A 23,329-nucleotide genomic window follows, 5' to 3' on the forward strand; every position below is an offset into this window, starting at 1 on the left:
GTAGGGTCTGAAGCTACCGCCGATGCCTGTCGATGTCCCTACATCCCGGCTCCTCGCCCTTTCTTACGGTTTGGTTGATGGAAACCAAACCATACAAGCCTGTCGAAGGCCCGCCCTTGTGGCAGCAGGCTGCGACAAGCTCGGCCCGAGCGGAGCCAAGAGCGAGGTTCGGTCCAGCAACGGCAGCACCGTCCCGCACCTGCGCGCACGCCGCGCACTTCGCGTACAGCGCCGTGCCTTCCGCTGAAGCCCTGGTGACCATCAGCCGCGGGTAATCCCGGTTCCCGAATGCGTCATGACGGTGTCACATGCGCACCTTCAAATGAAAACGTTTACATGATGTTTTCCATCGAAGGTTTCTCCGCATGAGCATCCAGGCCGTCGCCGACAAGGCCGGCGTCTCCATCGCCACCGTCTCACGCGTGTTCAACGCGCCCGACAAGGTGCTGCCCGCCACGCGCGCGCTGGTGGAGTCGGTCGCGCGCGAGCTGGGCTACCTGCCCAGCGCCAGCGCGCGCACCCTGCGAACCCAGCGCAGCCGGGTGCTGGGCGTCGTGCTGCCCACGCTGCTGAACCCCACCTTCGCCGAATGCCTGCAGGGCCTGGCCCAGGCCGCGGCCGAGGCCGGCCATGCCATCGTGCCGCTGACCACCGGCTACGACCTGGACGCCGAGCAGCGCGCGGTCGACCAGTTGCTCGCCCGCGAGGTCGAAGGCATGGTGCTGGTCATCTCCAACCCGCAGACCTCCGCCGCGCTCGCCCGGCTGCAGGCGCGCCAGCGGCCCTATGTGCTGGCCTACAACCGGCATCCGGCGCATTGCTGTGTGGCGGTGAACAACGAGGCCGCCTCGGCCGAGGCCGTGGCGCATCTGGCCGCGCTGGGGCACCGGCGCATTGCCATGGTCAGCGGCACGCTTGCCCAGTCCGACCGCTCGCAGCAGCGGCACCGCGGCTTTCTGGCCGGCATGGCCGCCGCCGGGCTCGAGGCGCCGCCGCTGATCGAGGTGCCCTTCGTCGAAGCGGCGGTCGACGCGCTGCGCGAACGGCTCTCAGCCAGCGACCGGCCCACTGCCCTGTTCTGCTCCAACGACCTGCTTGCCATCCGCGCCGTGCGCGCCGCGCGCCTGGCCGGCCTGCGCGTGCCGCAGGACCTGTCGGTGATGGGCTTCGACGGCATCGCGCTGGGAGACGAACTCACACCCCGTCTGGGCACCATCGAGCAGCCCGCCGCCGACATCGGCCGCCGGGCCGCGCAGCTGCTGATGGCGGCGCTGGATGAGCAACGCACGCCGGTGCCCGCGGACAGCCTGCTGCTGCCGCACCGCCTGCGCACCGGCGAATCGTGTGCGCCGCCGCCAGTCACGGCGGCCGACGAGCCCGCCTCCCCCACAACCCCCAAGAGCCGATGCCGCCCCGCGCGCTGAACCGGCCTGCCTCTGTCCGTCCCTCTCCCATCCAAAGGAACGCTTCCATGACCTCCAAGCTCCTCGCCGCCACCCGCCTCGCGGTCGCCGCCGCCGGCTTCGCCGCCACGGCCGCCTTCGCGCAGACGGCCATCTGCTACAACTGCCCGCCCGAATGGGCCGACTGGGGCAGCCAGATCAAGGCCATCAAGGCCAGGACCGGCGTCACCGTCCCGCCGGACAACAAGAACTCCGGCCAGGCCCTCGCGCAGCTCGTCGCCGAGAAGGGTAGCCCCGTGGCCGACATGACCTACCTGGGCGTGACCTTCGCCATCCAGGCCCAGAAGGACGGCGTGGTGCAGCCCTACCAGCCCGCCAACTGGAAGGACATCCCCGACGGCCTGAAGGACCCGCAGGGCAACTGGTTCACCATCCATTCGGGCACCCTCGGCTTCATGGTCAACGTGGATGCGCTCAAGGGCAAGCCGATCCCGAAGTCGTGGGCCGACCTGCTCAAGCCCGAGTACAAGGGCCTGGTGGGCTACCTGGACCCGGCCTCGGCCTTCGTCGGCTACGTGGGCGCGGTGGCGGTGAACCAGGCGCGCGGCGGCAGCATGGACGACTTCAAGCCGGCCATCGACTACTTCAAGGCCCTGCAGAAGAACGAGCCCATCGTGCCCAAGCAGACCGCCTATGCCCGCGTGCTCTCGGGCGAGATCGGCATCCTGCTGGACTACGACTTCAACGCCTACCGCGCCAAGTACAAGGACGGCGCCAACGTGGCCTTCGTGATCCCGAGCGAAGGTACGGTGGTGGTGCCCTACGTGATGAGCCTGGTGGCCAAGGCGCCGCATGCGGCCGACGCCAAGAAGGCGCTGGACTTCGTGCTCTCCGACGAAGGCCAGGCCGTGTGGGCCAAGGCCTACCTGCGGCCGGTGCGCGCCAGCGCCATGCCGAAGGACGTGGAAGCGCAGTTCCTGCCCGCCAGCGAATACGCCCGCGCCAAGCCGGTCGACTACGCCAAGATGGCCGCCGTGCAGAAGGCGTTTTCCGAGCGCTACCTGAAGGAAGCGCGCTGAGGCGATGCAGCGACCGCAGCTGATCCTGCTGGCCTGCGCCCTGCCGGCCGGCATCTTCTTCCTGGCCTTCTGGCTGCTGCCCGCGCTGCAGCTACTGGCCCTGCCGGCGCGCGAAGGGGCTTCGGCCTACTTCGCGGTGCTGACGCAGCCGCGCTACCTCACGAGCATGCTGCAGACGCTGGCGCTGTCGGTGGTGGTCACGCTCGCCACCCTGCTGCTGGGCGCGGCCGTCGGCCTGTACCTGGCGCGCCAGCGCTTCGCGGGCCGCCGGCTGCTGCTGGCGGTGCTGACGCTGCCGCTGTCCTTTCCGGGCGTGATCGTGGGCTTCTTCGTGATCCTGCTCGGCGGCCGGCAAGGGCTGGTGGCCGACATCTCGTCCAGCCTGGGCGGCGAACGACTGACCTTCGCCTACGGGCTGCTGGGGCTGTTCCTGGCCTACCTGTACTTCTCGCTGCCCCGGGCCATCGCGGCCTACACGGCGGCGGCCGAGGCCATGGACCCGGCATTGGAAGAGGCCGCGCGCTCGCTCGGCGCCTCGCGCATCGCCATTGCGCGCGACGTGTGGGTGCCCGAGCTGGCGCCCACCACGCTGGCCTGTGGCGCCATCGTCTTCGCCACCGCCATGGGCGCCTTCGGCACGGCCTTCACGCTGGCGAGCAAGTTCGAGGTGATCCCCATCACCATCTACGACGAGTTCACCAACTACGCCAACTTCGCGCTCGCGGCCTCGCTGTCGATCGCGCTGGGGCTGGTGACCTGGGCCGTGCTCTTCATTGCGCGGCGATTCAGTGGGGAGGCCGGCGCATGACCACGGCCCGCAGCGGTACATCGCGCTCGCCCGTGCTGGCGACGCTCACCGGCCTGGTGGCCTTCTTCACGCTGGCGCCCATGCTGCTGTCGGTGCTGGCAGGCCTGGTGACCAACTACGGCCGCGGCTGGCGCAGCGGCTTCACGCTGCGCTGGCTGGTGGAGGTATGGGACAGCTACGGGAGCACCGTCACCGGCTCGCTGCTGCTGGCCGCGACCTGTGTGCTGTGCACCGTGCTGCTGGGCGTGCCCTGCGCCTGGGCCCTGGCACGCAGCCGCACGCGCGCGGCCCGCCTGTTCGAGGAGCTGCTGACGCTGCCCGTGGCCGTGCCGGGCCTGGCCACGGCCCTGGCGCTGATCCTCGCCTACGGCCAGGTGCAGGGCTTTCGCCAGAGCTATGCCTTCATCCTGGTGGGCCATGTCGTCTTCACCCTGCCCTTCATGGTGCGCACCGTGGCCTCGGCCTTCCAGCGGCGCGAGCTGGTGGCGCTGGACGAGGCCGCGCGCACGCTGGGCGCGAGCTTCATGCAGCGTTTCCTGGGCGTGCTGGTGCCGGCCGTGTTCCCGGCCATCGTGGCGGGCTGCCTGATGGTGTTCACGCTGTCGGTGGGCGAGTTCAACCTCACCTGGATGCTGCACACGCCCATGACCCGCACGCTGCCCGTGGGCCTGGCCGACAGCTATGCCTCGGCCCGCATCGAGATCGGTTCGGCCTACACCCTCGTCTTCTTCCTCGTCATCCTGCCCGTGCTCTGGGGCCTGCAGGCCGCCGCGGACTTCATTCGCAAACACCATGGAACTTGAACGAACGGCCATCGACATCGAACGCTGCGCCAAGACCTATGCCGACGGCACGCGCGGCCTGCAGCCCACCGACCTGCATGTGGAACCTGGCGAGGTGCTGGCCCTGCTCGGCCCCTCGGGCTGCGGCAAGACCACGCTGCTGCGCCTGATTGCCGGCCTGGAGGGCATGGACGCGGGCGGACGCATCCTCTTCGGCGGCCAGGACGTGAGCGACCGTCCGGTGGAGCGGCGCAACGTGGGCATGGTGTTCCAGAGCTATGCCCTCTTTCCGCAGATGAGCGTGGCCGCCAACATCGGCTACGGTTTGCGCATCCGCGGCACGCCGGCGGCCGAGGTCGAACGCACGGTGGGCGAGCTGGTGGAGCTGACGCGCCTGACCGGCCTCGAACACAAGCGCCCGTCCGAGCTCTCCGGCGGCCAGCGCCAGCGCGTGGCCCTGGCCCGCGCGGTGGCAGTGCGCCCGCGCGTGCTGCTGCTCGACGAGCCGCTGGCCGCGCTGGACGCCAAGCTCAAGGAGTCGCTGCGCGACGAGCTGGCCGAGTTGCTGCGCCGGCTGCACATCACGGCCGTGCACGTCACGCACGACCAGCAGGAGGCCCTGGCCATCGCCGACCGCTTGGCGGTGATGCGCGGCGGCCGCATCGTGCAGGTGGGCCGCGGCGAGGACCTGTACCGCACGCCGGCCCATCCCTTCGTGGCCGAGTTCCTGGGCCGGGTGAACCGCCTAGACCGCAACGACGCCGCGCGCCAGCAGGGCGTGGTCATGCTGGGCGGCCTGGCGCTGCCCTGCCCCGAAGGCATGGCCGCGCAACCGGCACTGCTGGTGCGGCCTGAGGACATCGAACTCGGCCCGCCGCAGACCGGCTGGGGCCAGGCCCGGGTCGTGCAACGGACCTTCCTGGGCGAGCGCGTGCAGTTGCGGCTGGACACCGGCGACCAGCCGCCGCTGCTGGCCGAGGCTGGCCGCGACTGCCCTTGGCAGCAGGACCAGCAGGTGGGCATCCGCACCACCGCCGACCGCCTGATGCCCGCCACGGAGATTGCCTGATGACCCGACCCACCTTCCTCGTGCAGCTCACCGACCTGCACATCCGCGAACCCGGCCGCCTGGCCTATGGACGTATCGACACCGCGCCCTACCTGCGTGAGGCGGTGGCCAGCGTGCGGCGGCTGCGGCAGGCGCCCGACGCCATCGTCATCACCGGCGACCTGAGCGACTTCGGGCGCGAGGCGGAATACGCGCACCTGGCCGAGCTGCTGGCGCCCCTGGGCGCCACGCCCGTCTACCTGCTGCCGGGCAACCATGACGAGCGGGTGCAGCTGCGCCGCAGCTTTCCCACGCACGGCTACCTGGGCGACGGCGAGTTCGTGCAGTTCAACGTGGCGGTCGGGCCGCTGCGGCTGATCGCGCTCGACACGGTGACGCCCGGCGCCTCGCATGGCTCGCTGTGCAGCCGCCGGCTCGACTGGCTGGCGCGCGAGTTGGAGGCCAGCCGCGGGCAGCCGGTGGTGATCGCCATGCACCATCCGCCCTTCCGCACGCTGATCGGCCACATGGACGACATCGGCCTGCTCGAAGGCGCGGCCGAGCTGGAAGCGCTGGTGCGGCAGCATCCCAACGTGGAGCGCATCATCTGCGGCCACCTGCACCGCGCCATCGACGTGCGCTTCGGCGGCACCGTGGCCAGCACCGCGCCGGCCCCCGCGCATCAGGTCTGCCTGGACCTGGCGCCCGATGCGCCCTCGGCCTGGACGCTGGAGCCGCCCGGCTTTCGCGTGCATGCGTGGGACGGCCAGCGGCTGGTGACGCACCTGGCCGCGAGCGGCGTCTTCGAAGGGCCGTATCCCTTTCATGACAACGGCGCGTTGATCGACTGAACGCCACATCCATGACGGACCAGCCAAGGCCTGCGCTCTGCTGGCGCTGCGCACCCGCATGCAGCGGCCGCAGAGAACTGGTCCTCAGCCTACGGCCAGGCTGGCACGAGGCGTGCAGAATGGTTGCCCCGTTTTCCACTGCCCCTCTTCACGAAGGAGACGCACCCCGTCCATGAAGCACCTGCTGAACCTGCTCGCCGCCGTCGCCCTGCTCGTGTGGGGCACCCATCTCGTGCGCACGGGGGTGCTGCGCGTGTTCGGGGGCGACCTGCGCAGGTTCCTGCAGCGCAGCCTGGGCAACCGCTTCTCCGCGGCGCTGGCGGGCATCGGCGTGACGGCGCTGGTGCAGTCGAGCACGGCGACCTCGCTGATGACCTCGTCCTTCGTGGGGCAGGGCCTGATCACGCTGCCATCGGCCCTGGCGGTGATGCGCGGGGCGGACATCGGCACGGCGCTGATGTCGGTACTGTTCTCCACCGATCTTTCCTGGCTGTCGCCGCTCTTCATCTTCACGGGCGTGGTGCTGTCGATCACGCGCCCGGCCAGCCCGGCGGGTCGCTTCGGCCGCATCCTGATTGGCCTGGGGCTGATGCTGCTGGCATTGCAACTCGTGGTGCAGGCCACCGGCCCGCTGTTCGAGAGCGAGGCCATGCGCGCCGTGATCGCCTCGATCACCAGCGACCTGATGCTGGAGATCACGGTGGGCGCTGCGCTGGCCGTGGTCGCTTACTCCAGCCTGGCCGTGGTGCTGCTGGTGGCGGCGATGGCCACGGGCGCGGTGGTGCCGTTGGACGTGGCGCTGGGCCTGGTGCTCGGTGCCAACCTCGGCAGCGGGCTGCTGGCCGTGCTGACGACGGCCAAGTCGCCGCCCGCAGTGCGGCAGGTGACCGTGGGCAACTTCCTGTTCAAGCTGCTGGGCGTGGTGATCGCGGCGCCCTTTGTGGGGCTGGTGCTGCGTCACGCGCCGACCTCGCTCGTGGATTCGCCGGCGCAGCTGGTCGTGATGTTCCACCTGGCCTTCAACGTGATCGCGAGCGTGGCCTTCATCGGTCTGACGACGGCCGTGGCCAAGCTGTCGATGAAGCTGGTGCCGGTGCCCCGCACGCCGGCCACCGGCTCGCGGCCGCGGCACCTCGACCCTTCTGCACTCTCCACGCCCACCCTGGCCATCTCCAACGCCGCACGCGAGGCGCTGCACCAGGCCGACGTGGTGGAGAGCATGCTGATCGGCGTGCTCACGGTCATCCGCAGCAACGACCTGCGGCTGGCCGAGGAGCTGCGCAAGATGGACGACCAGGTCGACCGGCTCTACTCGGACATCAAGTACTACCTCACCAAGATCTCGCGCGAGGCGCTGGGCGAGGAGGAGAGCCGGCGCTGGACGGACATCATCAGCTTCACCATCAACATGGAGCAGATCGGCGACATCATCGAGCGGGTGATCTCCGACATCGAGGACAAGAAGATCCGGCCGCACCGCAACTTCTCCGAGGCGGGCATGGCAGAGATCGTGGAGATGCACGAGCGGCTGGTGGCCAACCTGCGGCTGGGCATGAGCGTGTTCCTCAACGGCAATGTGCGCGACGCGCAGAAGCTGCTGGAGGAGAAGGTGCGCTTCCGCGATCTGGAGCGGGCCTATGCCAACACCCACCTCACGCGGCTGATGGACCGCACGGCGCCGAGCATGGAGACGAGTTCGCTGCACATCGACCTGATCAGCGACCTGAAGCGCATCAACTCGCACATCTGCTCCATCGCGTACCCGATCCTGGACTCGGCGGGGGCGCTGGCGCCCAGCCGGTTGCGGTCGTCACTGGTCGGGGCGGACGACCCGCACTGAGGGCTTTGACACGGCCCGTTGCTGGCTGCCGCGCGATACAGGTGTCGGTCAGGGCGGGTGCGCCGGTCCGGACGGGGGCGGGCCACCGCCCGGACCGGAACTGACCGCCGGTGCTGCAAGCCCGCAAGCCCGCAGCGACGCGAGGACGCGAGGACGTGAAGAGGCGAAGAATCCGTCCGTATCACCGCCCCCAACAGTTCGGGCTGAGCTCGTCGAAGCCCTGCGCAGCCCTGAAAAGGCAAGGCACGCCTTGAGCATCGTTGCTGCACGGCATGACGCCGGCAATGACCTCGAAGCGCCGCCGAGAGCCCACAGCCTTCGTACCGGCCGATCGAGCACCCGGTGTCCGCGCGCGAGGAATGGCCCGGCGCGGGCGATTTGCGAGGCGGCGAGAAGCGCAGCGGACCCGGCCGCGGGCCTGCCGAAGGACAGGCCCGCTTCGTGATCTGACTCGCGGCGGTTGTTTGAGCGCAGCGCGAAGCGCGCAGCGAGTTCTGCCGCGGGCCGGGTTCGCGAGCATCGCAGCGGAGTCGGCACGCAGTGCCGACCGCCTTGCCATGAGCCCACGCCGGGCCGTTCCTCGCGCGCCCGCCCTGCCCTCAACCAGGCTGGCTCCCCAAGCGTCCCACCAAATCCGCCCAACTCAAACGGTCCATCCACACCCCACCCAGCAGCGCCTCAGCCAACCGGCCCAAGCACGCCAAGTCCGCGGCCACCACAGGCCTGATCCGCCGAGCCCCACCGCACTTACACCATTCGCCGCACCGTTGCTCGCCGTCACGCAGACCACCGGCCGCGCTCGGGATATTGAGCTGACCCAAGGCTGACATCCACGCACCCGCACGATGATCAGCGCCCTCTGAAACCACGCCTGGGAGAAGGCCCGATGAACGACCTGACGAAGCACCACCAAGACGCCACCGGACTGCTGGACACGCTGCAGTGGCGCTACGCCACCAAGAAGATGGATCCCGCCAAGGCCGTGCCGGCCGACAAGGTCGAGCGCATCCTGGAAGCGATCCGCCTCGCGCCCACCTCCAGCGGCCTGCAGCCCTTCGAAGTGATCGTCGTCACCAACCCCGAAGTGCGCCAGCGCATCCAGGCCATCGCCTGGAACCAGGCCCAGGTCACCGAAGGCTCCCACCTGCTGGTCTTTGCCGCCTGGGACCACTACACGGCCGAGCGCATCAACCACATGTTCGACCTGGTGAACGAGGAGCGCGGCTTCCGCAACGAAGGCTGGGAGGCCTACCGCCAGAAGCTGCTGGCCGCCTACCCGGGCCGGCCCGCCGAGCAGAACTTCGAGCATGCCGCCCGCCAGGCCTACATCGGTCTGGGCGCGGCCGTCATCGCCGCCGCCTTCGAGCAGGTCGACAGCACGCCCATGGAAGGCTTCGACCCCGCCGCGCTCGACGAGATCCTGCAACTGCGCGCGCGCGGTCTGCGCAGCGTCGCGATCCTGCCGCTGGGCTACCGCCAGGCCGACGGCGACTGGCTGGTGAACCTGAAGAAGGTGCGCCGCCCGCGCGAGCAGTTCATCACCGAAGTGCGCTGATCGCGCACACCCCCCGTGGCGCGCTTCGGCGCTGCGCTGCGGGGCCTGTCTGTGTTCAGGCTTTGCGCCGGTTCAACGCCGATGATCGACGACGTCGGCTCAACCCGCGAAGCCGCCCTCGGCCAGGAAGGCCTCCTCCTCCGGCGTGCTCTGCCGCAGAAGGATCGCGTTGCGGTGCGGGAAGCGCCCGAAGCGCTCGACGATGTCCCGGTGCTCCTCGCCATGGCGCAGGGCCTCGGGCGCGAGGCGGCGGTAGAGCGCGACCGAGCGCTGCTGGTCGGCCAGCTCTTCCGAATGCGCGAAGGGCAGGCAGAAGAAGAGCCGCAACGGCGGCTCCACCCCCATCTCGTGCCCTTGATCCAGTGCCCGGCTGGCAACGGCCCGCGCGCGCGGATCGGTCGCATACATGTGGGCCGTGCCACGGAAGGCATTGCGCGGGAACTGGTCCAGCAGGATCAGCAGCGCCAGGGCGCCCGTCGGCGTTGCAGCCCAGTCATCCCGTTCACCGCGCGCCGCCGCCAAGTGGGGCTGAAGGTAGCGGTCGAACAGCGCCGCATCGAAGGCATCGCTCTTGCGGAACCAGTTCGGCTGCGAGGCACGCCAGAAATCCACGAGAGCAGCGGCTTCGGGCGGAATGGAGGCGGAAGGCGACGTCATGGGCAGGGGCGGCCGCGCAGGCTGCGACAGGAAAGGGGGCCGGCATGATGCCAGCCATGGTCCACCGGGGCCGTCGAGCCTTCGAATGGACCCGGCTCGCGGCAGCGGCTCTGGAGGAAACGACCGCTCAGGCCGTCCGCGGCGCCGCGGCCGCCGCGCCATCGGCCAGCGCCGGCCCGGCCCGCCGCGCATAGCGCTGCGCCAGCACCGCGCACACCATCAGCTGGATCTGGTGGTACAGCATCACCGGCAGCACGATCGGGCCCACGATGGACGCCGGGAACAGCACATTGGCCATGGGCACGCCGCTGGCCACGCTCTTCTTGGAGCCGCAGAACACGATGGCGATGCGGTCCTCGATGGAGAAACCCAGGCGCTTGGCGATGGTGTTGGTCACGCCCAGCGCCAGGGCCAGCAGCAGCGCACTCACCACCGCCACGGCGATCAAGGCCGACAGCGGCAACTGGTGCCACAGGCCCTTCACCACCGCGGCGCTGAAGGCCGTGTAGACCACCAGCAGGATCGAGCCCTGGTCCACCCACTTCAGCATCTTGGCATTGCGCTGCACGAAGCCACCGACCCAGGGACGCAGCAGGTGACCGGCCACGAAAGGCACCATCAGCTGCAGCAGGATGCGGCCGATGGCGTCCAGCGAGGCATCGGCATGGTGGCCGGGCACCACCAGCAAGTTGACCAGCACCGGCGTCAGCAACACGCCCAGCAGGGTAGAGGCCGAGGCGCTGCACACGGCCGCCGGCACATTGCCGCGGGCCATGGCCGTGAGCGCGATGGACGACTGCACCGTCGAAGGCAGCACGCACAGGTACAACACGCCGGTGTAGAGCGTTGGCGTGACCAGCGGCTGCAGCAGCGGCTTGAGCGCGAGCCCCAGCAGCGGGAACAGCACGAAGGTGCTGGCCAGCACCAGCAGGTGCAGGCGCCAGTGGCCCGCGCCGGCCAGCACGGCCTCGCGCGACAGCCGGGCGCCGTGCAGGAAGAACAGCGCCGCGATGGCGATCGTGGTGAGGGTTTCCATGCCGACCGCCACGCGCCCCTGCGCGGGCAGCAGGCTGGCCAGGGTCACGGTGCCGATCAGCATCAGCGTGAAGCGGTCGGGCAGGAAGCGAGCGAGCGATTTCATGCCGCGATTGGACGCTTTGGCTTCAGCAAAGGGAAATGGATTTATCTGATGGTTTTATGATCCCGCCGCATGAATGTGTCCCTGCGCCAGCTCCGCGTCTTCCTTGCCGTCGCACAGCTGCGCAACTTCAGCCGCGCCGGGCAGGAGGTGGGGCTGACCCAGCCGGCCGTCAGCCGCGCCATCCACGAGCTGGAGTCGCAGCTGGGCCTGAAGCTGCTGGACCGAACCACGCGCGAGGTCGCCCTGACCGAAGCGGGCCGGGCCCTCGCGCTCAAGCTGGCACGCGTGCTGGACGAGCTGGACCAGTCCCTCGCCGAAGTGCGCGACCTGGGCCGCCTGCGCCGCGGCAAGGTGCGGGTGGCCAGCAGCCCGACGCTCTCGGCCTACCTGATGCCGGCCTGCATCGCGGCCTGCGTGCGCGAGGAGCCCGACATCCAACTGCTGCTGCTCGACCGCATCCAGCAGGACGTGCTGACCAGCGTGCGGGCCGGCGAGGTGGACTTCGGCGTGGTGATCGAGCCCTCCGCCGACGAGGACCTGCATTCCGAGGCCATCATGCGCGACCCCTTCGTGCTGGTCCTGCCGCAGGGGCACCGCCTGGCGCGCAAGCCGGCGGTGCCCTGGTCCGCGCTGGACGGCGAGCCGCTGGTGCTGCTGGACCATGCCTCGGGAAGCCGACGGTTGATCGACGAGGCGCTGGCGCGGCACGGCGCGCAATGTCCGGTGTCGCAGGAGCTGGGCCATCCGACCACGGTCTTCCAGATGGTGGTGGCCGGCCTGGGCATCAGCGTGATGCCGGCCCTGGGCCTGCCGCCGGGCGGCTTGAACGGCCTGCAGGTGCGGCCGCTGACGCCCAAGGTGGAACGGGCCATCGTGCTGGTGCACCGGCGCAACCGCCAGCCTTCGCCGCTGGCGTTGCGCGTGTGGGAACTGGTGCGCGCCACCGCGCGCGAGCGCGAAGCGCAGGGCGCCGTTCCCTCCGCCTGAAGTGCCCCGCGCAAGACGAGGCCGCGGCGGTCAGTCCAGCGTGAGCACGGTGCAGCCGGTGGTCTTGCGGGCTTCCAGGTCGCGGTGCGCCTGCTGCACGTCCTCCAGGCGGTAGCGCTGCTCCACCGGGATCTTGACCGCGCCGCTCTGCACCACGGCGAACAGGTCGTCGGCCATGGCCTGGGTGCTTTCGCGCGTGGCGATGTGGGTGAACAGCGTCGGCCGCGTGATGTAGAGCGAGCCCTTGGCGCCCAGCTGGCCGATGTTGACCGGAGGCACCGGTCCCGAGCCGTTGCCGAAGCTGGCCAGCAGGCCGAAGGGCCGCAGGCTGTTCAACGAACCCTCGAAGGTGTCCTTGCCCACCGAGTCGTAGACCACCTTCACGCCCTTGCCGCCGGTGATCTGCCTGACCCGCTCGGCGAAGTCCTCGCGGCTGTAGTTGATGCAATGCGCGGCGCCGTGGGCCAGCGCCAGCTCGCACTTGGCGTCACTGCCGGCGGTGCCGATCAGTTGCAGGCCCAGCGCCTTGGCCCACTGGCAGGCGATCAGGCCGACCCCGCCGGCCGCCGCGTGGAAGAGCACGAAGTCGCCCGGCTGCAGGCCTTCGGCGGGCAGCGTCTTCTTGAGCAGGTACTGCGCCGTCAGGCCCTTGAGCATCATGGCCGCGCCGGTCTCGAAGGAGATCGCGTCGGGCAGCCGGCACACGCAGCGCGCCGGCATCACGCGGCGCTCACAGTAGGCGCCGGGCGGCTGGCTGGCGTAGGCCACGCGGTCGCCCACGGCAAGATGCGTCACGCCCTCGCCCACCGCCTCGACCACACCGGCCGCCTCCATGCCCAGTTGCAGCGGCATGGGAAAGGGATAGAGGCCATTGCGCTGGTACACGTCGATGAAGTTCAGGCCGACCGCATGGTGACGCACACGGATCTCGCCGGCGCCGGGTTCACCGACCTCCACCTCCACCAGCTTCAGTTCCTCGGGACCGCCCTGGCGGTCGATGCGGATGGCTTTGCTCTTCTGGCTCATGGGTTCATCTCCTGGGTTGTCGTGCGGGATCGCAGCCGATGCGGGGCGGGACCGGGCGCCCTTGCAAGGCGCCGGTCGCTGCGGGTCAGTAGGTGCCCGGGTACGCGCCGCCGTCCGCCAGCCAGTTCTGGCCGGTGACATAGGCCGCATGCATGCTGCACAGGAAGGCACAGATGGCGCCGAATTCCTCGGGCGTGCCGAAGCGGCGCGCGGGAATGGTCTTCTTGCGTGCCTCGTGAATGGCGTCCACGCTCTGGCCGGTCTTCTTGGCCGCGGCGGCGGCGGTGCCCTGCAGCCGATCGGTGTCGAAGCTGCCGGGCAGCAGGTTGTTGATCGTCACGCCCTTGGCCGCGAGACCGGTGCGCGCCACGCCGGCCACGAAGCCCGTGAGGCCGCTGCGCGCGCCGTTCGACAGGCCCAGGATGTCGATGGGTGCCTTCACTGAGCTGGAGGTGATGTTGACGATGCGGCCGAAGCCCCGGGCCGCCATGCCGTCCACGGTCGCCTTGATCAGCTCGATTGGGGTGAGCATGTTGGCGTCCACCGCCTTGATCCACGCTTCGCGGTCCCAATCGCGGAAGTCGCCGGGCGGCGGGCCGCCGGCGTTGGTGACCACGATGTCGTAGTCGGCGTGGGAGGCGAAGGCCTGGGCACGGCCCTCGGCGGTGGTGATGTCGGCCGCCACCCATTTGACGAATGGCGCATCGCCACTGGCCGGGCGCTCGGCCTCCAGCCTGGCGGCGGCGGCCTGCAGCGCCTCGGCGCCGCGCGCCACGATCACAACATTAACGCCCTCGCGCCGCAGCGCCTGCGCGCAGCCAAAGCCCAAACCCTTGCTGGCGCCGCACACCAGCGCCGTTCTGCCTGCAATACCCAGATCCATGTGTAGAAGACTCCTAGATGAATGCCGCGCCGGGCCAGCCGTGCGGCGATGGGGCGCAAGGGTAGCGGAGCCGGGCGATCCGTGCTCGGCCGAGGGGAGTGCCTGTACAGCCTGCGGGACCGGCAACCACCGCTGCGCGACCGCCGCGCACGCGCAATGACGAGTGCGCTCAGGGCCGGGTGAAGACGTAGATGCCGGCCAGCACCAAGGCCGTCCCCGCGGCGATCCACACGGTGAAGGGCTCGCCGAGCAGCACCACACCCATCAGCAGCGTGGACATCGGTCCGATCATGCCCGTCTGCGCCGCAACCGCGGGCCCAATGCGCTCGATGGCCATCATCACGGCCAGCACCGGCACGGCGGTGCACAGCGTGGCATTGAGCACCGACAGCCAGACCACCTGCGGCGCCACATCCATCACCGTGCCAACGGGCCGCAGCACCAGGTACTGGCCGATGCACAGCAGGCAGGCCACCGTCGTGGCCAGACCCACCAGTCGCAGCGAGCCCAGTCGTTTGACGAACTCGCCGCTCCACACGAGGTAGATGGCATAGCTGATCGCACTCAGGAAGACCAGGAAGGCCCCCCAGGCCGTCGCACCGCCCTGCCCGAGGCCGAGCTCGTGGCCGAAGACCAGCATGACGCCCGCATAGCTGATGGCCGCGCCCAACAGCTGTTTGCCGCGCACCTTTCGGCGGTACACCGCCCAGCCGAACAGCATCACCAGCGTGGGGTTAAGGTAGAGGATCAGCCGCTCCAGGCTGGCCGAGATGTAGGCCAGCCCGGCGAAGTCCAGGAAGCTCGCCAGGTAGTAGCCCGTGAGCCCCAGCCCGAACACGCCCAGCCAGTCGCGCTGCGTGAGCGGCGGCTTGCCCCGCCCTGCCCACCACGCCATCACCGCGAATAGCGGCAGCGCGAAGAGCATTCGCAGCATGATGAGCGTGACGGCATCCACGCCATGGCGATAGGCCAGCTTGACGATGATGGCCTTGCCGCTGAAGGCGATGGCACCGAACACCGCCAGCAGCAGGCCGGTGCCCATGCCGGCGCGGGCCTTGGGGGAAACGGAGGAAGACGCCGCGCCGCTGCTCATCTCACCAACCGGCGGCGAGGCCGTCGCGCCGCGGATCGCTGGCGATCACATAGCCCTCGGTCTTCGGATCGCCCATGCGCCAGATGAACTGGCCGGCGCCGAAGTCCTGGTACGAGTCGTTGATGACATCGATCTCGTGGCCCATGCCGCGCAGGCCCTCGACCACGCCGGGCGCCATGGCCGACTCCACATTGATGTTCAGCCCGGCGTTGAAGCGCCAGCGGGGCGCATCGCAGGCGGCCTGCGGATTCTGGTGATGGTCGATCATGCGCACCAGCGTCTGCATATGGCCCTGCGGCTGCATGTTGCCGCCCATCACGCCGAAGCTCATCACCGGCTGGCCGTCCTGCGTGAGGAAGCCCGGGATGATGGTGTGGAAGGGCCGCTTGCCCGGGGCCACCTGGTTGGGGCTGCCGTCCTTCAGGCTGAAGCCGTGGCCGCGGTTCTGCAGGCTGATGCCGAATTCCGGCTCCACGCAGCCCGAGCCGAAGCCCATGTAGTTGCTCTGGATGAAGCTGACCATCATGCCGTTCTCGTCCGCGGCCGTGAGGTAGATGGTGCCGCCCTTGACCGGATTGCCGGCCTGGAAGTCCTGTGCGCGATGCATGTCGATCAGTTTGGCACGGCTCGCCAGATAGGCGTCATCGAGCATTTGCTCGGGGGTCACCGTCATCGACGATGGCTCGGACACATAGCGGTAGACGTCGGCGAAGGCCAGCTTCATGGCCTCGATCTGCAGGTGCTGGGCCTGCGCCGAGTCGATGGCCATGTCGGCGATGTCGAAGTTCGACAGGATGCCCAGCGCGATCAGCGCCGCGATGCCCTGGCCGTTGGGCGGGATCTCGTGCAGCGTGTAGCCGCGGTAGTCCTTGCTCACCGGCTTGACCCACTCGGGCTTCCAGTTGGCCAGATCGGCCGTCGTCAGGCTGCCGCCGTTGGCCGCCGAGAAGCGGGCCAGCGCCTCGGCGATCCCGCCGCGGTAGAAGGCCTCGCCGCGCGTCTGGCCGATGGCGCGCAGCGCGCGTGCCGCGGCCGGAAAGCGGAACAACTCGCCCACCTCGGGCGCGCGGCCCCAGGGCATGAAGTTCTGCGCGAAGCCCGGCTGGTTGTGCAGGATGGGCGTGGCTGCGGCCCACTTTTGCTGCACCACAGGTGGGATCAGGTAGCCGCGTTCGGCCACTTCGATGGCCGGCACCATCAGGTCGGCGAAGGGCAGCTTGCCGAAGCGCTCCGACAGCGCGGCCCAGGCGCCGACGGCGCCCGGCACGGTGACCGAATCCATGCCGCGCATGGGTGGTGTGGTGCCATCGGCGCCGTGCTTGCGGCGGAAATATTCGGGCGTCCAGCCCGAGGGCGCGCAGCCGGAGCTGTTCAGGCCATGCAACTGCTGGCCGTCCCACAGGATGCAGAAGGCATCGCTGCCCAGGCCGTTGCTCACCGGCTCCACCAGCGTCATGACGGCCGCGGTGGCGATGGCGGCATCCACCGCGTTGCCGCCCTGGTGCAGCATGCGCAGACCGGCCTGTGCGGCCAGCGGATGGGAGGTCGACACCACGTTGCGGGCGAAGACCGGGATGCGGGTGGAGGGATAGGGGTTGCCGTAGTCGAAGCGCTTCATGGGTCTCTCCTGCAAGGTCCTGTGTGTCTGGGGGTCGAGGGCGGTCAGTCGTTGGTGATCTTGCGCTCGACGATGATCTTCTTCCACTTGGCGGCGTCCTGCGCCACCATGGCCGCGAACTGGGCCGGCGTGCTGGTGGTGGGCTCGATGCCCAGCTTGTCGAGCTTCTCGCGCACCTCGGGATCGGTGATGGCCTGCGCCGCTGCGGTGTTGACGCGCGCCACCAGGTCGGCAGGCAGACCCTTGGGGCCGTACAGGCCGAACCAGGTCACCGATTCGAAGCCCGGCAGCGTGTCGGCCACCGGCGGAAGATCGGGAACCAGCGGGCTGCGCTTGAGCGAAGTGACGGCCAGCGCGCGCAGACGTCCGTCACGCACGAAGGGCAGGCCCGTGGGCAGCGAATCGAACAGCAGGTCCACCTTGCCGCTCATCAGGTCGGGCATGGCCAGGGCCGTGCCCTTGTAGGGGATGTGCGTGACGAACACGCCGGCCATCGACTTGAACAGTTCCGTCGTCAGCTGCACCACGGTGCCGTTGCCGCTGGAGGCGTAGTTGAACTTGCCGGGGTTCTTGCGGGCCAGTTCGATCCATTCCTTGACGCTGCGTGCGGGCGAGCTGTTGGGCACCAGCATGATGCTGGGCGCGTTGCCCACGTGGGCGATGGGCGTGAAGTCGCGCACCGTGTCGTAGGGCAGCCTGGGATTGATCGACGGGCCCACCGAATGCGTGCTGGTGGTGGCCAGCAGCAGCGTGTAGCCGTCGGCCGGCGCCTTGGCCGCCAGATCGGAGCCGATGGCACCGCCGGCGCCGGGCTTGTTGTCCACCACCAGCGCGTTGCCGAGCTTCTCGCCCATCTTCTGCGACAGGGTGCGGGCGAACAGGTCGGTGGCGCCGCCGGCCGGAAAGGGCACGATCAACCGGATGGGCTTGGACGGATAGCTCTGCGCCAGCGCGGCGCCGGCGGGAAGCAGGGACGCCGAGGCGGCCTGCAGGAAATGTCTGCGTTGCATCGTCAAGAGCGAAGAAGAGGGAATGGTGGGTGGCGGTCGGCCCGGCGGCCGCGCGGCGCCGATTGGAACGCTTTCGGGACTGATGAGGAAATGGATTTGGTTGATGAATTCATGCAGCCCATCTATGAATCGCACTGCACTCGCCCGCCCAAAGAAAAACGGCACCCGAAGGTGCCGTTCGTTGGTGCAAGGGGCGTGCCGCTGGCCGCACGCCGCCGCCCCCGTCATTCTTCGACGAAGGCTTCCTCGCGCTTGGACTTGACCGAAGGCAGCAGCACGATCACCAGGAGCAGCACCGCCATCAGCAGCAGGCCGGCCGAGATCGGCCGCGTGACCAGCACGCTCCATTCGCCGCGCGACAGCAGCAGCGCACGGCGCAGGTTCTCCTCCATCATCGGTCCCAGGATGAAGCCCAGCAGCAGCGGCGCCGGCTCGCAGCCCATCTTGATGAAGGCATAGCCCACCACGCCGAAGATGGCCACCATCCACACGTCGAAAGTGTTGTTGTTGGTCGAGTACACGCCGATGGCGCAGAACAGCACGATCGCCGGGAACAGCCACTTGTACGGAATCGACAGCAGCTTGATCCACATGCCGATCAGCGGCAGGTTCAGGATGATCAGCATCAGGTTGCCGATCCACATCGAGGCGATCAGGCCCCAGAACAGTTCCGGGTTGCTGGTCATCACCTGCGGGCCGGGCTGGATGTTGTGGATGGTCATCGCGCCCACCATCAGCGCCATCACCGGGTTGGGCGGAATGCCCAGCGTCAGCAGCGGGATGAAGGAGGTCTGCGCGCCGGCGTTGTTGGCCGACTCGGGGCCCGCCACGCCGCGGATGTTGCCCTTGCCGAACGGGACTTCGCCCGGACGCGGCTTGAGCTTCTTCTCCAGCGTGTACGACGCGAAGGAGGACAGCAGCGCGCCGCCGCCGGGCAGGATGCCCAGGGCCGAGCCCAGCGCCGTGCCGCGCAGCACCGCGGGCGTCATGCGCTTGAAGTCTTCCTTGGTGGGCCACAGGCCCTGCAGCTTGGCGGTGAAGATCTCGCGGTCTTCCTCGGGCTTGGCCAGGTTGGAGATGATCTCGCCATAGCCGAACACGCCCATGGCGATGGCGATGAAGCCGATGCCGTCGGTCAGCTCCGGAATGTCGAAGCTGTAGCGGGCCACGCCCGAATTCACGTCCGTGCCCACCAGACCCAGCAGCAGGCCGAGCACGATCATGCAGATGGCCTTGAGCAGGGAACCGGAGGCCAGAACCACCGCGCCGATCAGGCCCAGGATCATCAGGCTGAAGTACTCGGCCGGGCCGAACTTGAAGGCCAGCTCGGTCAGCGGCGGCGCAAAGGCCGCCAGGATCAGCGTGCCCACGCAGCCGGCGAAGAAGGAGCCCAGGCCGGCGGCCGCAAGCGCCGGCCCTCCGCGCCCCGCCTTGGCCATGGCATGCCCGTCGATCACGGTCACCACCGAGGCCGATTCCCCAGGCAGGTTCACAAGGATGGCGGTGGTCGACCCGCCGTACTGCGAGCCGTAGTAGATGCCGGCCAGCATGATCAGCGCGGCCACCGGAGGCAGTGCGTAGGTCGCCGGCAGCAGCATGGCGATGGTGGCCACCGGGCCGATGCCGGGCAGCACGCCGATCAGCGTGCCCAGCAGGCAGCCGACGAAGGCATAGATCAGGTTCTGCAGCGTGAAGGCCGCGCCGAAGCCGATCGAAAGGTTGGTAATCAGATCCATGGGATTGCGCCGATCAGCCGGTGATGAACGTGGGCCAGACCTGGAACTGCAGCTTCAGGCCGACGATGAATGCGAGGTAGCTGCCCACCGCGAGGATGGTGCCGAGGATCAGCGCCAGCTTGAGCGAGAACTCGGCGCCAGCCAGGGCGGCAATGATCACCAGCGCGTAGATGCCGATGATCAGGCCCATGGCCGGCAGGCCGATGCTGGGCAGGCCGCCCAACAGCACGCCGAACACGAGGTTGGCCGCGATGATGAACACCAGCGGCTTCCAGGCGATCTTGCCGATGGGCTCGCCGTCCACCGTCTCCACGGTCAGCGAGCCGAAGATGACCACCAGGCCCAGGATGGCCAGCACGATGCCCAGCATGAGGGGGAAATACCCCGGACCCATGCGCGCCCCGCTGCCCACGGTGTAGGTCGTGGCGCCCCAGGCGAACCCGGCCCCGACCAGCGTGAACATGAGGCCCGCGAAAAAGTCCTTCTGACTTTTGATCTTCACGAACGGTCTCCACACAAAAAAGAGTGGGCGGATTTTTGGTCAGCCACAAGTCAGCTTCGATGTGGATTCCACCTAACCTGAGTTCAGGGTTAGCCCGGGGTTGCCCCGGCCGCGATCAGCTTCTTTCCTGCAGGGCCGGCGTGGCCGCGAGCACCTCGGCCACGGTGGTCAGCCCCTCGGCGACGCGCAGCAGACCCGCCAGACGCAGCGGCCGCATGCCGTCGGCCACCGCCTGCCGACGCAGCGCACCGATGTCGGGCGCCTGGCCCAGCAGGCCGCGGAAGCTCTCGCTCACCATCATCAGCTCGTACAGGCCGGTGCGGCCGCGGTAGCCGGTCATGCGGCATTCGATGCAGCCGACGGGCTTGTAGGCCCGCACGGTGCCGCCGCTCACGCGCCAGGGCGAAGCCAGCTCATCGAGCGTCTCGCGCGTCACCTCATCGTCGAGCTGCTTGCAGTGCGGGCACAGCGTGCGCACCAGACGCTGGGCCATCACGCCCAGCAGCGTGGCGTTGACCAGGTACGCGGGCACGCCCAGTTCCATCAGGCGCGAGATGGCGCTGGGCGCATCGTTGGTGTGAAGCGTGCTGAACACCAGGTGGCCGGTGAGCGCGGCTTGGACGGCCATCTCGGCGGTGTCCAGATCACGGATCTCGCCCACCATGATGATGTCCGGGTCCTGCCGCATGAGGGCGCGCAGGCCCTCGGTGAAGCCGAAGTCCAGATGGTGCTGCACCTGGGTCTGGTTGAACGAGGGCTCGATCATTTCGATCGGGTCCTCGATGGTGCTGACGTTGACCTCCTCGGTCGCCACGCGGCGCAGCGTCGAATACAGCGTGGTGGTCTTGCCCGAGCCGGTCGGGCCGGTCACGAGGATGATGCCGTGCGGATGCGCGACGAGCGACTTCCAGCGCGCCGCGTCGTGGGCCGAGAAGCCCAGCGCGTCCAGGTCCTTGACCACGGTGTCGGGGTCGAAGATGCGCATCACCATCTTCTCGCCGAAGGCCGTGGGCAATGTGGAGAGGCGCATCTCCACCTCCTCATGCGCTGCCGTGCCGGTGCCGGCGGCCTCGGCGCCGGGCAGCGCCGGGCGCAGGCGACGGGTCTTGATGCGGCCGTCCAGCGGGCGGCGCTTCTCGACCACGTCCATGCGGCCCAGCAGCTTGATGCGGGCGATCATGGCGCTCATCACAGTGAGCGGCATCTGGTAGGCCGGATGCAGCACCCCGTCGATGCGGAAGCGAATCACGCCCTGCTCGCGCCGCGGCTCCAGGTGGATGTCGGAGGCGCGCTGGTCGAAGGCGTACTGCCACAGCCAGTCCACCACCTGCACCACGCTCTGGTCGTTGGCATCGAGCTGGCGGTTGCTGCGGCCGAGCTCCACCAACTGCTCGAAGCTGGTGGCCGCCGCCTGGCCGCCGGCCTTCTGCGCCGCGCGCACCGAGCGCGCGAGGGCGAAGAACTCGGCCGTGTAGCGATGGATCTCGACCGGGTTGGCCACCACGCGCCGTACCTGCCGGCGCGACTGGCGCTCCACCTCGGCCACCCAGTCGGCGATGAAGGGCTCGGCCGTGGCCACGATGACCTCGGTGGGGCCGACCTGCACCGGCAGCACTTTGTGGCGCTCGGCATAGGCCGCGCTCATCACGTCGGCCACCTTGCCCACGTCCACCTTGAGTGGATCGATGCGCAGGTAGGGCAGGCCCGCGCGGCCGGCCAGCCACTCGGTGAGCCGCTCCAGGTCGAGCGGCCGCCCGTCCGCGGCGCCGGTGATGGCCACGTTGGCCAGTCGCACCAGCGGATGCTGGCTGCTCTCGGCCTGGGCGCAGCGGGCGATGGTGCGGTCAGCCTCCTCGCGGCTGATGACGCCGTCCTGCGCCAGCCACTCCACCAGGGTGCGCAACACCACCGGGCCTTGATGGGCGTTCGGCATGCCGGAGCGCGCGGGTCGGGTCATGGCTGCAGGGGTTTGAACACGCGCAGCCACTTGGGCGCCGGCAGGCCCCAGCGCGCCGAGACCACTTCGGCCTGCTGGGCCAGCCGTTCGCGCTTGGGCCGCGACGGGGTACGCTGGGCCAGCACGATGGTGTTGCCTTCACGCGTGGGCTTGAAGGCCCACAGCGCATCGGCGCCGAAGGCCTCGGCGATCTTCTCGACGCTGCGGTCGTAGCTGGAAGAGCGGCCGAAGAGGTTGACCGTCATGCAGCCGTCCTCGGCCAGCACGCCGCGGCAATCGGCATAAAACTCGGCGCTGTCGAGCACGGGCGCCGCCGCCTCGTGGTCGTACAGGTCGACCTGCAGCGCATGCACTTGGCCCTGCCACTGGGCGACGCGCACCTCTTCAGCGGCATCGGCGATCACGACCTGAAGCTTGGCGTCGTCCTGCGGCAGCTTGAACCAGCCGCGGCAGGCGGCCACCACCGCCGGGTTCAGCTCGATGGCGGTGGTGCGCATGCGCAGCTGCTTGCGGCAGAACTTGGTGAGCGAGGCCGCGCCCAGCCCCAGTTGCATGGCATGGCACTTGGCCACCTCGGACGGTTCGACGAAGAGCAGCCAAGCCATCATGCGCTGCACGTACTCCAGCTCGATCTCGAAGGGCGCATCGATGCGCATGGAGCCCTGCACCCATTCCGTGCCCAGGTGCAGGTAGCGGATGTCGCCCCAGTCCGAGAAGTTGACCTCGGGCAGCTCCTGCGGCTTGCTGCGGCGGGCCTTCATGCGCAAAGCCCGTGTCGTGCAAAGACCTCGCGCCACGCCTCGGTCTTGCGCGCCAGGCTCCAGGCGGCATGGGCCGGGCTGGTGGAAGGCAGGCGATGGACGACCACGCCTGTCATGCCCAGCCGCATGGCCTGGGCATGGCTGGCGGCGCCGTTGTGGGCGACGGCTTCGAGGCGGGGAAGATCGAGCTGGCGCAGGTCGTTGGGCTCGGCGTCACGGATGGCGGAATCCAGGCTGCCGGTGCGCCGGCAGCGTGCGTACACGTCCCACAGCCCCAGGCCTCGATCGAGGATCCACCGGCAGCGCCCGGCATAGTCGTGAGAAGGCGGAAGCGGCTGCTCGGGCCAGAGGGCTTGCAAGAGTGTCCAGAGCTGGTTGCGGGAGTTCGCATAATACTGCCGCCTCTCGAGCGAGATGCGGCTCGGGAAGCTGCCCAGGATCAGCAGCCGGGTGTGGGCGGCGACCACGGGCGCAAGCCCTTCCAGGAGCGGCGGCTCGGGTGGGGACGAAGGAGACGACACCGGCATGGCGCCATCATCGCGCGGTCGGCTGCGGCTTCCAGGGCCGCCATGCGAAAGAGCCCGCCGAAGCG

Annotated in this window: 21 protein-coding genes; 9 read left to right on the top strand and 12 right to left on the bottom strand. The window is 69.2% G+C overall.

What is annotated here, in order from left to right; genetic code table 11:
• Positions 1-365: 365 nt before the first annotated feature.
• From ACT54X_RS17450 to ACT54X_RS17485, 8 genes are all read left to right on the top strand, one after another.
• The gene (locus ACT54X_RS17450; protein WP_476347650.1) at positions 366-1,424 is read left to right on the top strand and encodes a LacI family DNA-binding transcriptional regulator; all 1,059 of its coding nucleotides are present in this window, start codon (positions 366-368) and stop codon (positions 1,422-1,424) included.
• 47 nt (positions 1,425-1,471) lie between these two features.
• Entirely contained in the window at positions 1,472-2,482 is a 1,011-nt protein-coding gene (locus ACT54X_RS17455) for an ABC transporter substrate-binding protein (RefSeq protein WP_476347651.1), read from the top strand.
• A 4-nt stretch (positions 2,483-2,486) separates the two neighbouring features.
• The gene (locus tag ACT54X_RS17460) at positions 2,487-3,290 is read left to right on the top strand and encodes an ABC transporter permease (protein ID WP_354321833.1); all 804 of its coding nucleotides are present in this window, start codon (positions 2,487-2,489) and stop codon (positions 3,288-3,290) included.
• Positions 3,291-3,370: 80 nt separating this feature from the next.
• Positions 3,371-4,093 (top strand): ABC transporter permease, encoded by a 723-nt coding sequence (locus tag ACT54X_RS17465; RefSeq protein WP_476347795.1) that lies wholly within the window; start codon positions 3,371-3,373, stop codon positions 4,091-4,093.
• Positions 4,083-5,141 (top strand): ABC transporter ATP-binding protein, encoded by a 1,059-nt coding sequence (locus tag ACT54X_RS17470; protein WP_476347652.1) that lies wholly within the window; start codon positions 4,083-4,085, stop codon positions 5,139-5,141. The genes ACT54X_RS17465 and ACT54X_RS17470 overlap by 11 nt, the downstream gene beginning before the upstream one ends.
• A complete protein-coding gene (locus tag ACT54X_RS17475; RefSeq protein ID WP_354321830.1) occupies positions 5,141-5,971 on the top strand; it encodes a phosphodiesterase in 831 nt (276 codons plus the stop codon). The genes ACT54X_RS17470 and ACT54X_RS17475 overlap by 1 nt, the downstream gene beginning before the upstream one ends.
• A gap of 172 nt (positions 5,972-6,143) precedes the next feature.
• Positions 6,144-7,811: a Na/Pi cotransporter family protein gene (locus ACT54X_RS17480; RefSeq protein WP_476347653.1), complete on the top strand. Its 1,668-nt coding sequence runs from the start codon at positions 6,144-6,146 to the stop codon at positions 7,809-7,811.
• Positions 7,812-8,697: 886 nt separating this feature from the next.
• The gene (locus ACT54X_RS17485) at positions 8,698-9,366 is read left to right on the top strand and encodes an NAD(P)H-dependent oxidoreductase (protein WP_354321828.1); all 669 of its coding nucleotides are present in this window, start codon (positions 8,698-8,700) and stop codon (positions 9,364-9,366) included.
• Positions 9,367-9,465: 99 nt separating this feature from the next.
• On the opposite strand, the gene ACT54X_RS17490 is transcribed toward ACT54X_RS17485, so the two are convergent.
• Complete coding sequence (locus ACT54X_RS17490) at positions 9,466-10,023, bottom strand: DUF924 family protein (protein WP_294378614.1); 558 nt, start codon at positions 10,021-10,023, stop codon at positions 9,466-9,468.
• 127 nt (positions 10,024-10,150) lie between these two features.
• Positions 10,151-11,164, bottom strand: a complete 1,014-nt coding sequence (locus ACT54X_RS17495; RefSeq protein WP_476347654.1) for a bile acid:sodium symporter family protein — start codon at positions 11,162-11,164, stop codon at positions 10,151-10,153.
• A gap of 69 nt (positions 11,165-11,233) precedes the next feature.
• On the opposite strand from ACT54X_RS17495, the gene ACT54X_RS17500 reads away from it, so the two are divergent.
• Positions 11,234-12,151, top strand: a complete 918-nt coding sequence (locus tag ACT54X_RS17500; protein ID WP_476347655.1) for a LysR family transcriptional regulator — start codon at positions 11,234-11,236, stop codon at positions 12,149-12,151.
• 30 nt (positions 12,152-12,181) lie between these two features.
• Here ACT54X_RS17500 and ACT54X_RS17505 read toward each other — a convergent pair whose 3' ends face one another.
• The 10 genes from ACT54X_RS17505 to ACT54X_RS17550 form a co-directional block, all read right to left on the bottom strand.
• Positions 12,182-13,177 (bottom strand): quinone oxidoreductase family protein, encoded by a 996-nt coding sequence (locus tag ACT54X_RS17505; protein ID WP_354321825.1) that lies wholly within the window; start codon positions 13,175-13,177, stop codon positions 12,182-12,184.
• Between the two features lie 85 nt (positions 13,178-13,262).
• Entirely contained in the window at positions 13,263-14,060 is a 798-nt protein-coding gene (locus ACT54X_RS17510; protein ID WP_476347656.1) for an SDR family oxidoreductase, read from the bottom strand.
• A gap of 169 nt (positions 14,061-14,229) precedes the next feature.
• Positions 14,230-15,153 carry a DMT family transporter gene (locus ACT54X_RS17515; RefSeq protein ID WP_294378605.1) on the bottom strand — a complete coding sequence of 308 codons (924 nt, stop codon included), beginning with the start codon at positions 15,151-15,153 and terminating at the stop codon, positions 14,230-14,232.
• A gap of 1 nt (position 15,154) precedes the next feature.
• Entirely contained in the window at positions 15,155-16,771 is a 1,617-nt protein-coding gene (locus tag ACT54X_RS17520; RefSeq protein WP_476347657.1) for a gamma-glutamyltransferase family protein, read from the bottom strand.
• A 44-nt stretch (positions 16,772-16,815) separates the two neighbouring features.
• Positions 16,816-17,781, bottom strand: a complete 966-nt coding sequence (locus ACT54X_RS17525; RefSeq protein ID WP_476347658.1) for a Bug family tripartite tricarboxylate transporter substrate binding protein — start codon at positions 17,779-17,781, stop codon at positions 16,816-16,818.
• A 224-nt stretch (positions 17,782-18,005) separates the two neighbouring features.
• On the bottom strand, positions 18,006-19,517 hold the full coding sequence (locus ACT54X_RS17530; protein WP_294378600.1) for a tripartite tricarboxylate transporter permease: 1,512 nt from the start codon (positions 19,515-19,517) through the stop codon (positions 18,006-18,008).
• A gap of 13 nt (positions 19,518-19,530) precedes the next feature.
• The gene (locus tag ACT54X_RS17535; RefSeq protein WP_354321821.1) at positions 19,531-20,019 is read right to left on the bottom strand and encodes a tripartite tricarboxylate transporter TctB family protein; all 489 of its coding nucleotides are present in this window, start codon (positions 20,017-20,019) and stop codon (positions 19,531-19,533) included.
• 115 nt (positions 20,020-20,134) lie between these two features.
• The gene (gene tfpB, locus ACT54X_RS17540; RefSeq protein WP_354321820.1) at positions 20,135-21,976 is read right to left on the bottom strand and encodes a type IV pilus assembly ATPase TfpB; all 1,842 of its coding nucleotides are present in this window, start codon (positions 21,974-21,976) and stop codon (positions 20,135-20,137) included.
• A complete protein-coding gene (locus tag ACT54X_RS17545) occupies positions 21,973-22,737 on the bottom strand; it encodes a class I SAM-dependent methyltransferase (RefSeq protein ID WP_476347659.1) in 765 nt (254 codons plus the stop codon). Before ACT54X_RS17545 ends, tfpB begins: the two co-directional genes overlap by 4 nt.
• Positions 22,734-23,264 carry a DNA-deoxyinosine glycosylase gene (locus tag ACT54X_RS17550; protein WP_476347660.1) on the bottom strand — a complete coding sequence of 177 codons (531 nt, stop codon included), beginning with the start codon at positions 23,262-23,264 and terminating at the stop codon, positions 22,734-22,736. Before ACT54X_RS17550 ends, ACT54X_RS17545 begins: the two co-directional genes overlap by 4 nt.
• Positions 23,265-23,329: the final 65 nt, after the last annotated feature.

It is taken from the genome of Pseudacidovorax sp. DMC4, assembly GCF_056314265.1.

Coding starts and splice junctions, on each gene's coding strand:
- ACT54X_RS17450 (WP_476347650.1), top strand. CDS start 366: ATGAGCATCCAGGCCGTCGCCGACAAGGCCGGCGTCTCCATCGCCACC.
- ACT54X_RS17455 (WP_476347651.1), top strand. CDS start 1,472: ATGACCTCCAAGCTCCTCGCCGCCACCCGCCTCGCGGTCGCCGCCGCC.
- ACT54X_RS17460 (WP_354321833.1), top strand. CDS start 2,487: ATGCAGCGACCGCAGCTGATCCTGCTGGCCTGCGCCCTGCCGGCCGGC.
- ACT54X_RS17465 (WP_476347795.1), top strand. CDS start 3,371: ATGCTGCTGTCGGTGCTGGCAGGCCTGGTGACCAACTACGGCCGCGGC.
- ACT54X_RS17470 (WP_476347652.1), top strand. CDS start 4,083: ATGGAACTTGAACGAACGGCCATCGACATCGAACGCTGCGCCAAGACC.
- ACT54X_RS17475 (WP_354321830.1), top strand. CDS start 5,141: ATGACCCGACCCACCTTCCTCGTGCAGCTCACCGACCTGCACATCCGC.
- ACT54X_RS17480 (WP_476347653.1), top strand. CDS start 6,144: ATGAAGCACCTGCTGAACCTGCTCGCCGCCGTCGCCCTGCTCGTGTGG.
- ACT54X_RS17485 (WP_354321828.1), top strand. CDS start 8,698: ATGAACGACCTGACGAAGCACCACCAAGACGCCACCGGACTGCTGGAC.
- ACT54X_RS17490 (WP_294378614.1), bottom strand. CDS start 10,023: ATGACGTCGCCTTCCGCCTCCATTCCGCCCGAAGCCGCTGCTCTCGTG.
- ACT54X_RS17495 (WP_476347654.1), bottom strand. CDS start 11,164: ATGAAATCGCTCGCTCGCTTCCTGCCCGACCGCTTCACGCTGATGCTG.
- ACT54X_RS17500 (WP_476347655.1), top strand. CDS start 11,234: ATGAATGTGTCCCTGCGCCAGCTCCGCGTCTTCCTTGCCGTCGCACAG.
- ACT54X_RS17505 (WP_354321825.1), bottom strand. CDS start 13,177: ATGAGCCAGAAGAGCAAAGCCATCCGCATCGACCGCCAGGGCGGTCCC.
- ACT54X_RS17510 (WP_476347656.1), bottom strand. CDS start 14,060: ATGGATCTGGGTATTGCAGGCAGAACGGCGCTGGTGTGCGGCGCCAGC.
- ACT54X_RS17515 (WP_294378605.1), bottom strand. CDS start 15,153: ATGAGCAGCGGCGCGGCGTCTTCCTCCGTTTCCCCCAAGGCCCGCGCC.
- ACT54X_RS17520 (WP_476347657.1), bottom strand. CDS start 16,771: ATGAAGCGCTTCGACTACGGCAACCCCTATCCCTCCACCCGCATCCCG.
- ACT54X_RS17525 (WP_476347658.1), bottom strand. CDS start 17,781: ATGCAACGCAGACATTTCCTGCAGGCCGCCTCGGCGTCCCTGCTTCCC.
- ACT54X_RS17530 (WP_294378600.1), bottom strand. CDS start 19,517: ATGGATCTGATTACCAACCTTTCGATCGGCTTCGGCGCGGCCTTCACG.
- tfpB (WP_354321820.1), bottom strand. CDS start 21,976: ATGACCCGACCCGCGCGCTCCGGCATGCCGAACGCCCATCAAGGCCCG.
- ACT54X_RS17545 (WP_476347659.1), bottom strand. CDS start 22,737: ATGAAGGCCCGCCGCAGCAAGCCGCAGGAGCTGCCCGAGGTCAACTTC.
- ACT54X_RS17550 (WP_476347660.1), bottom strand. CDS start 23,264: ATGCCGGTGTCGTCTCCTTCGTCCCCACCCGAGCCGCCGCTCCTGGAA.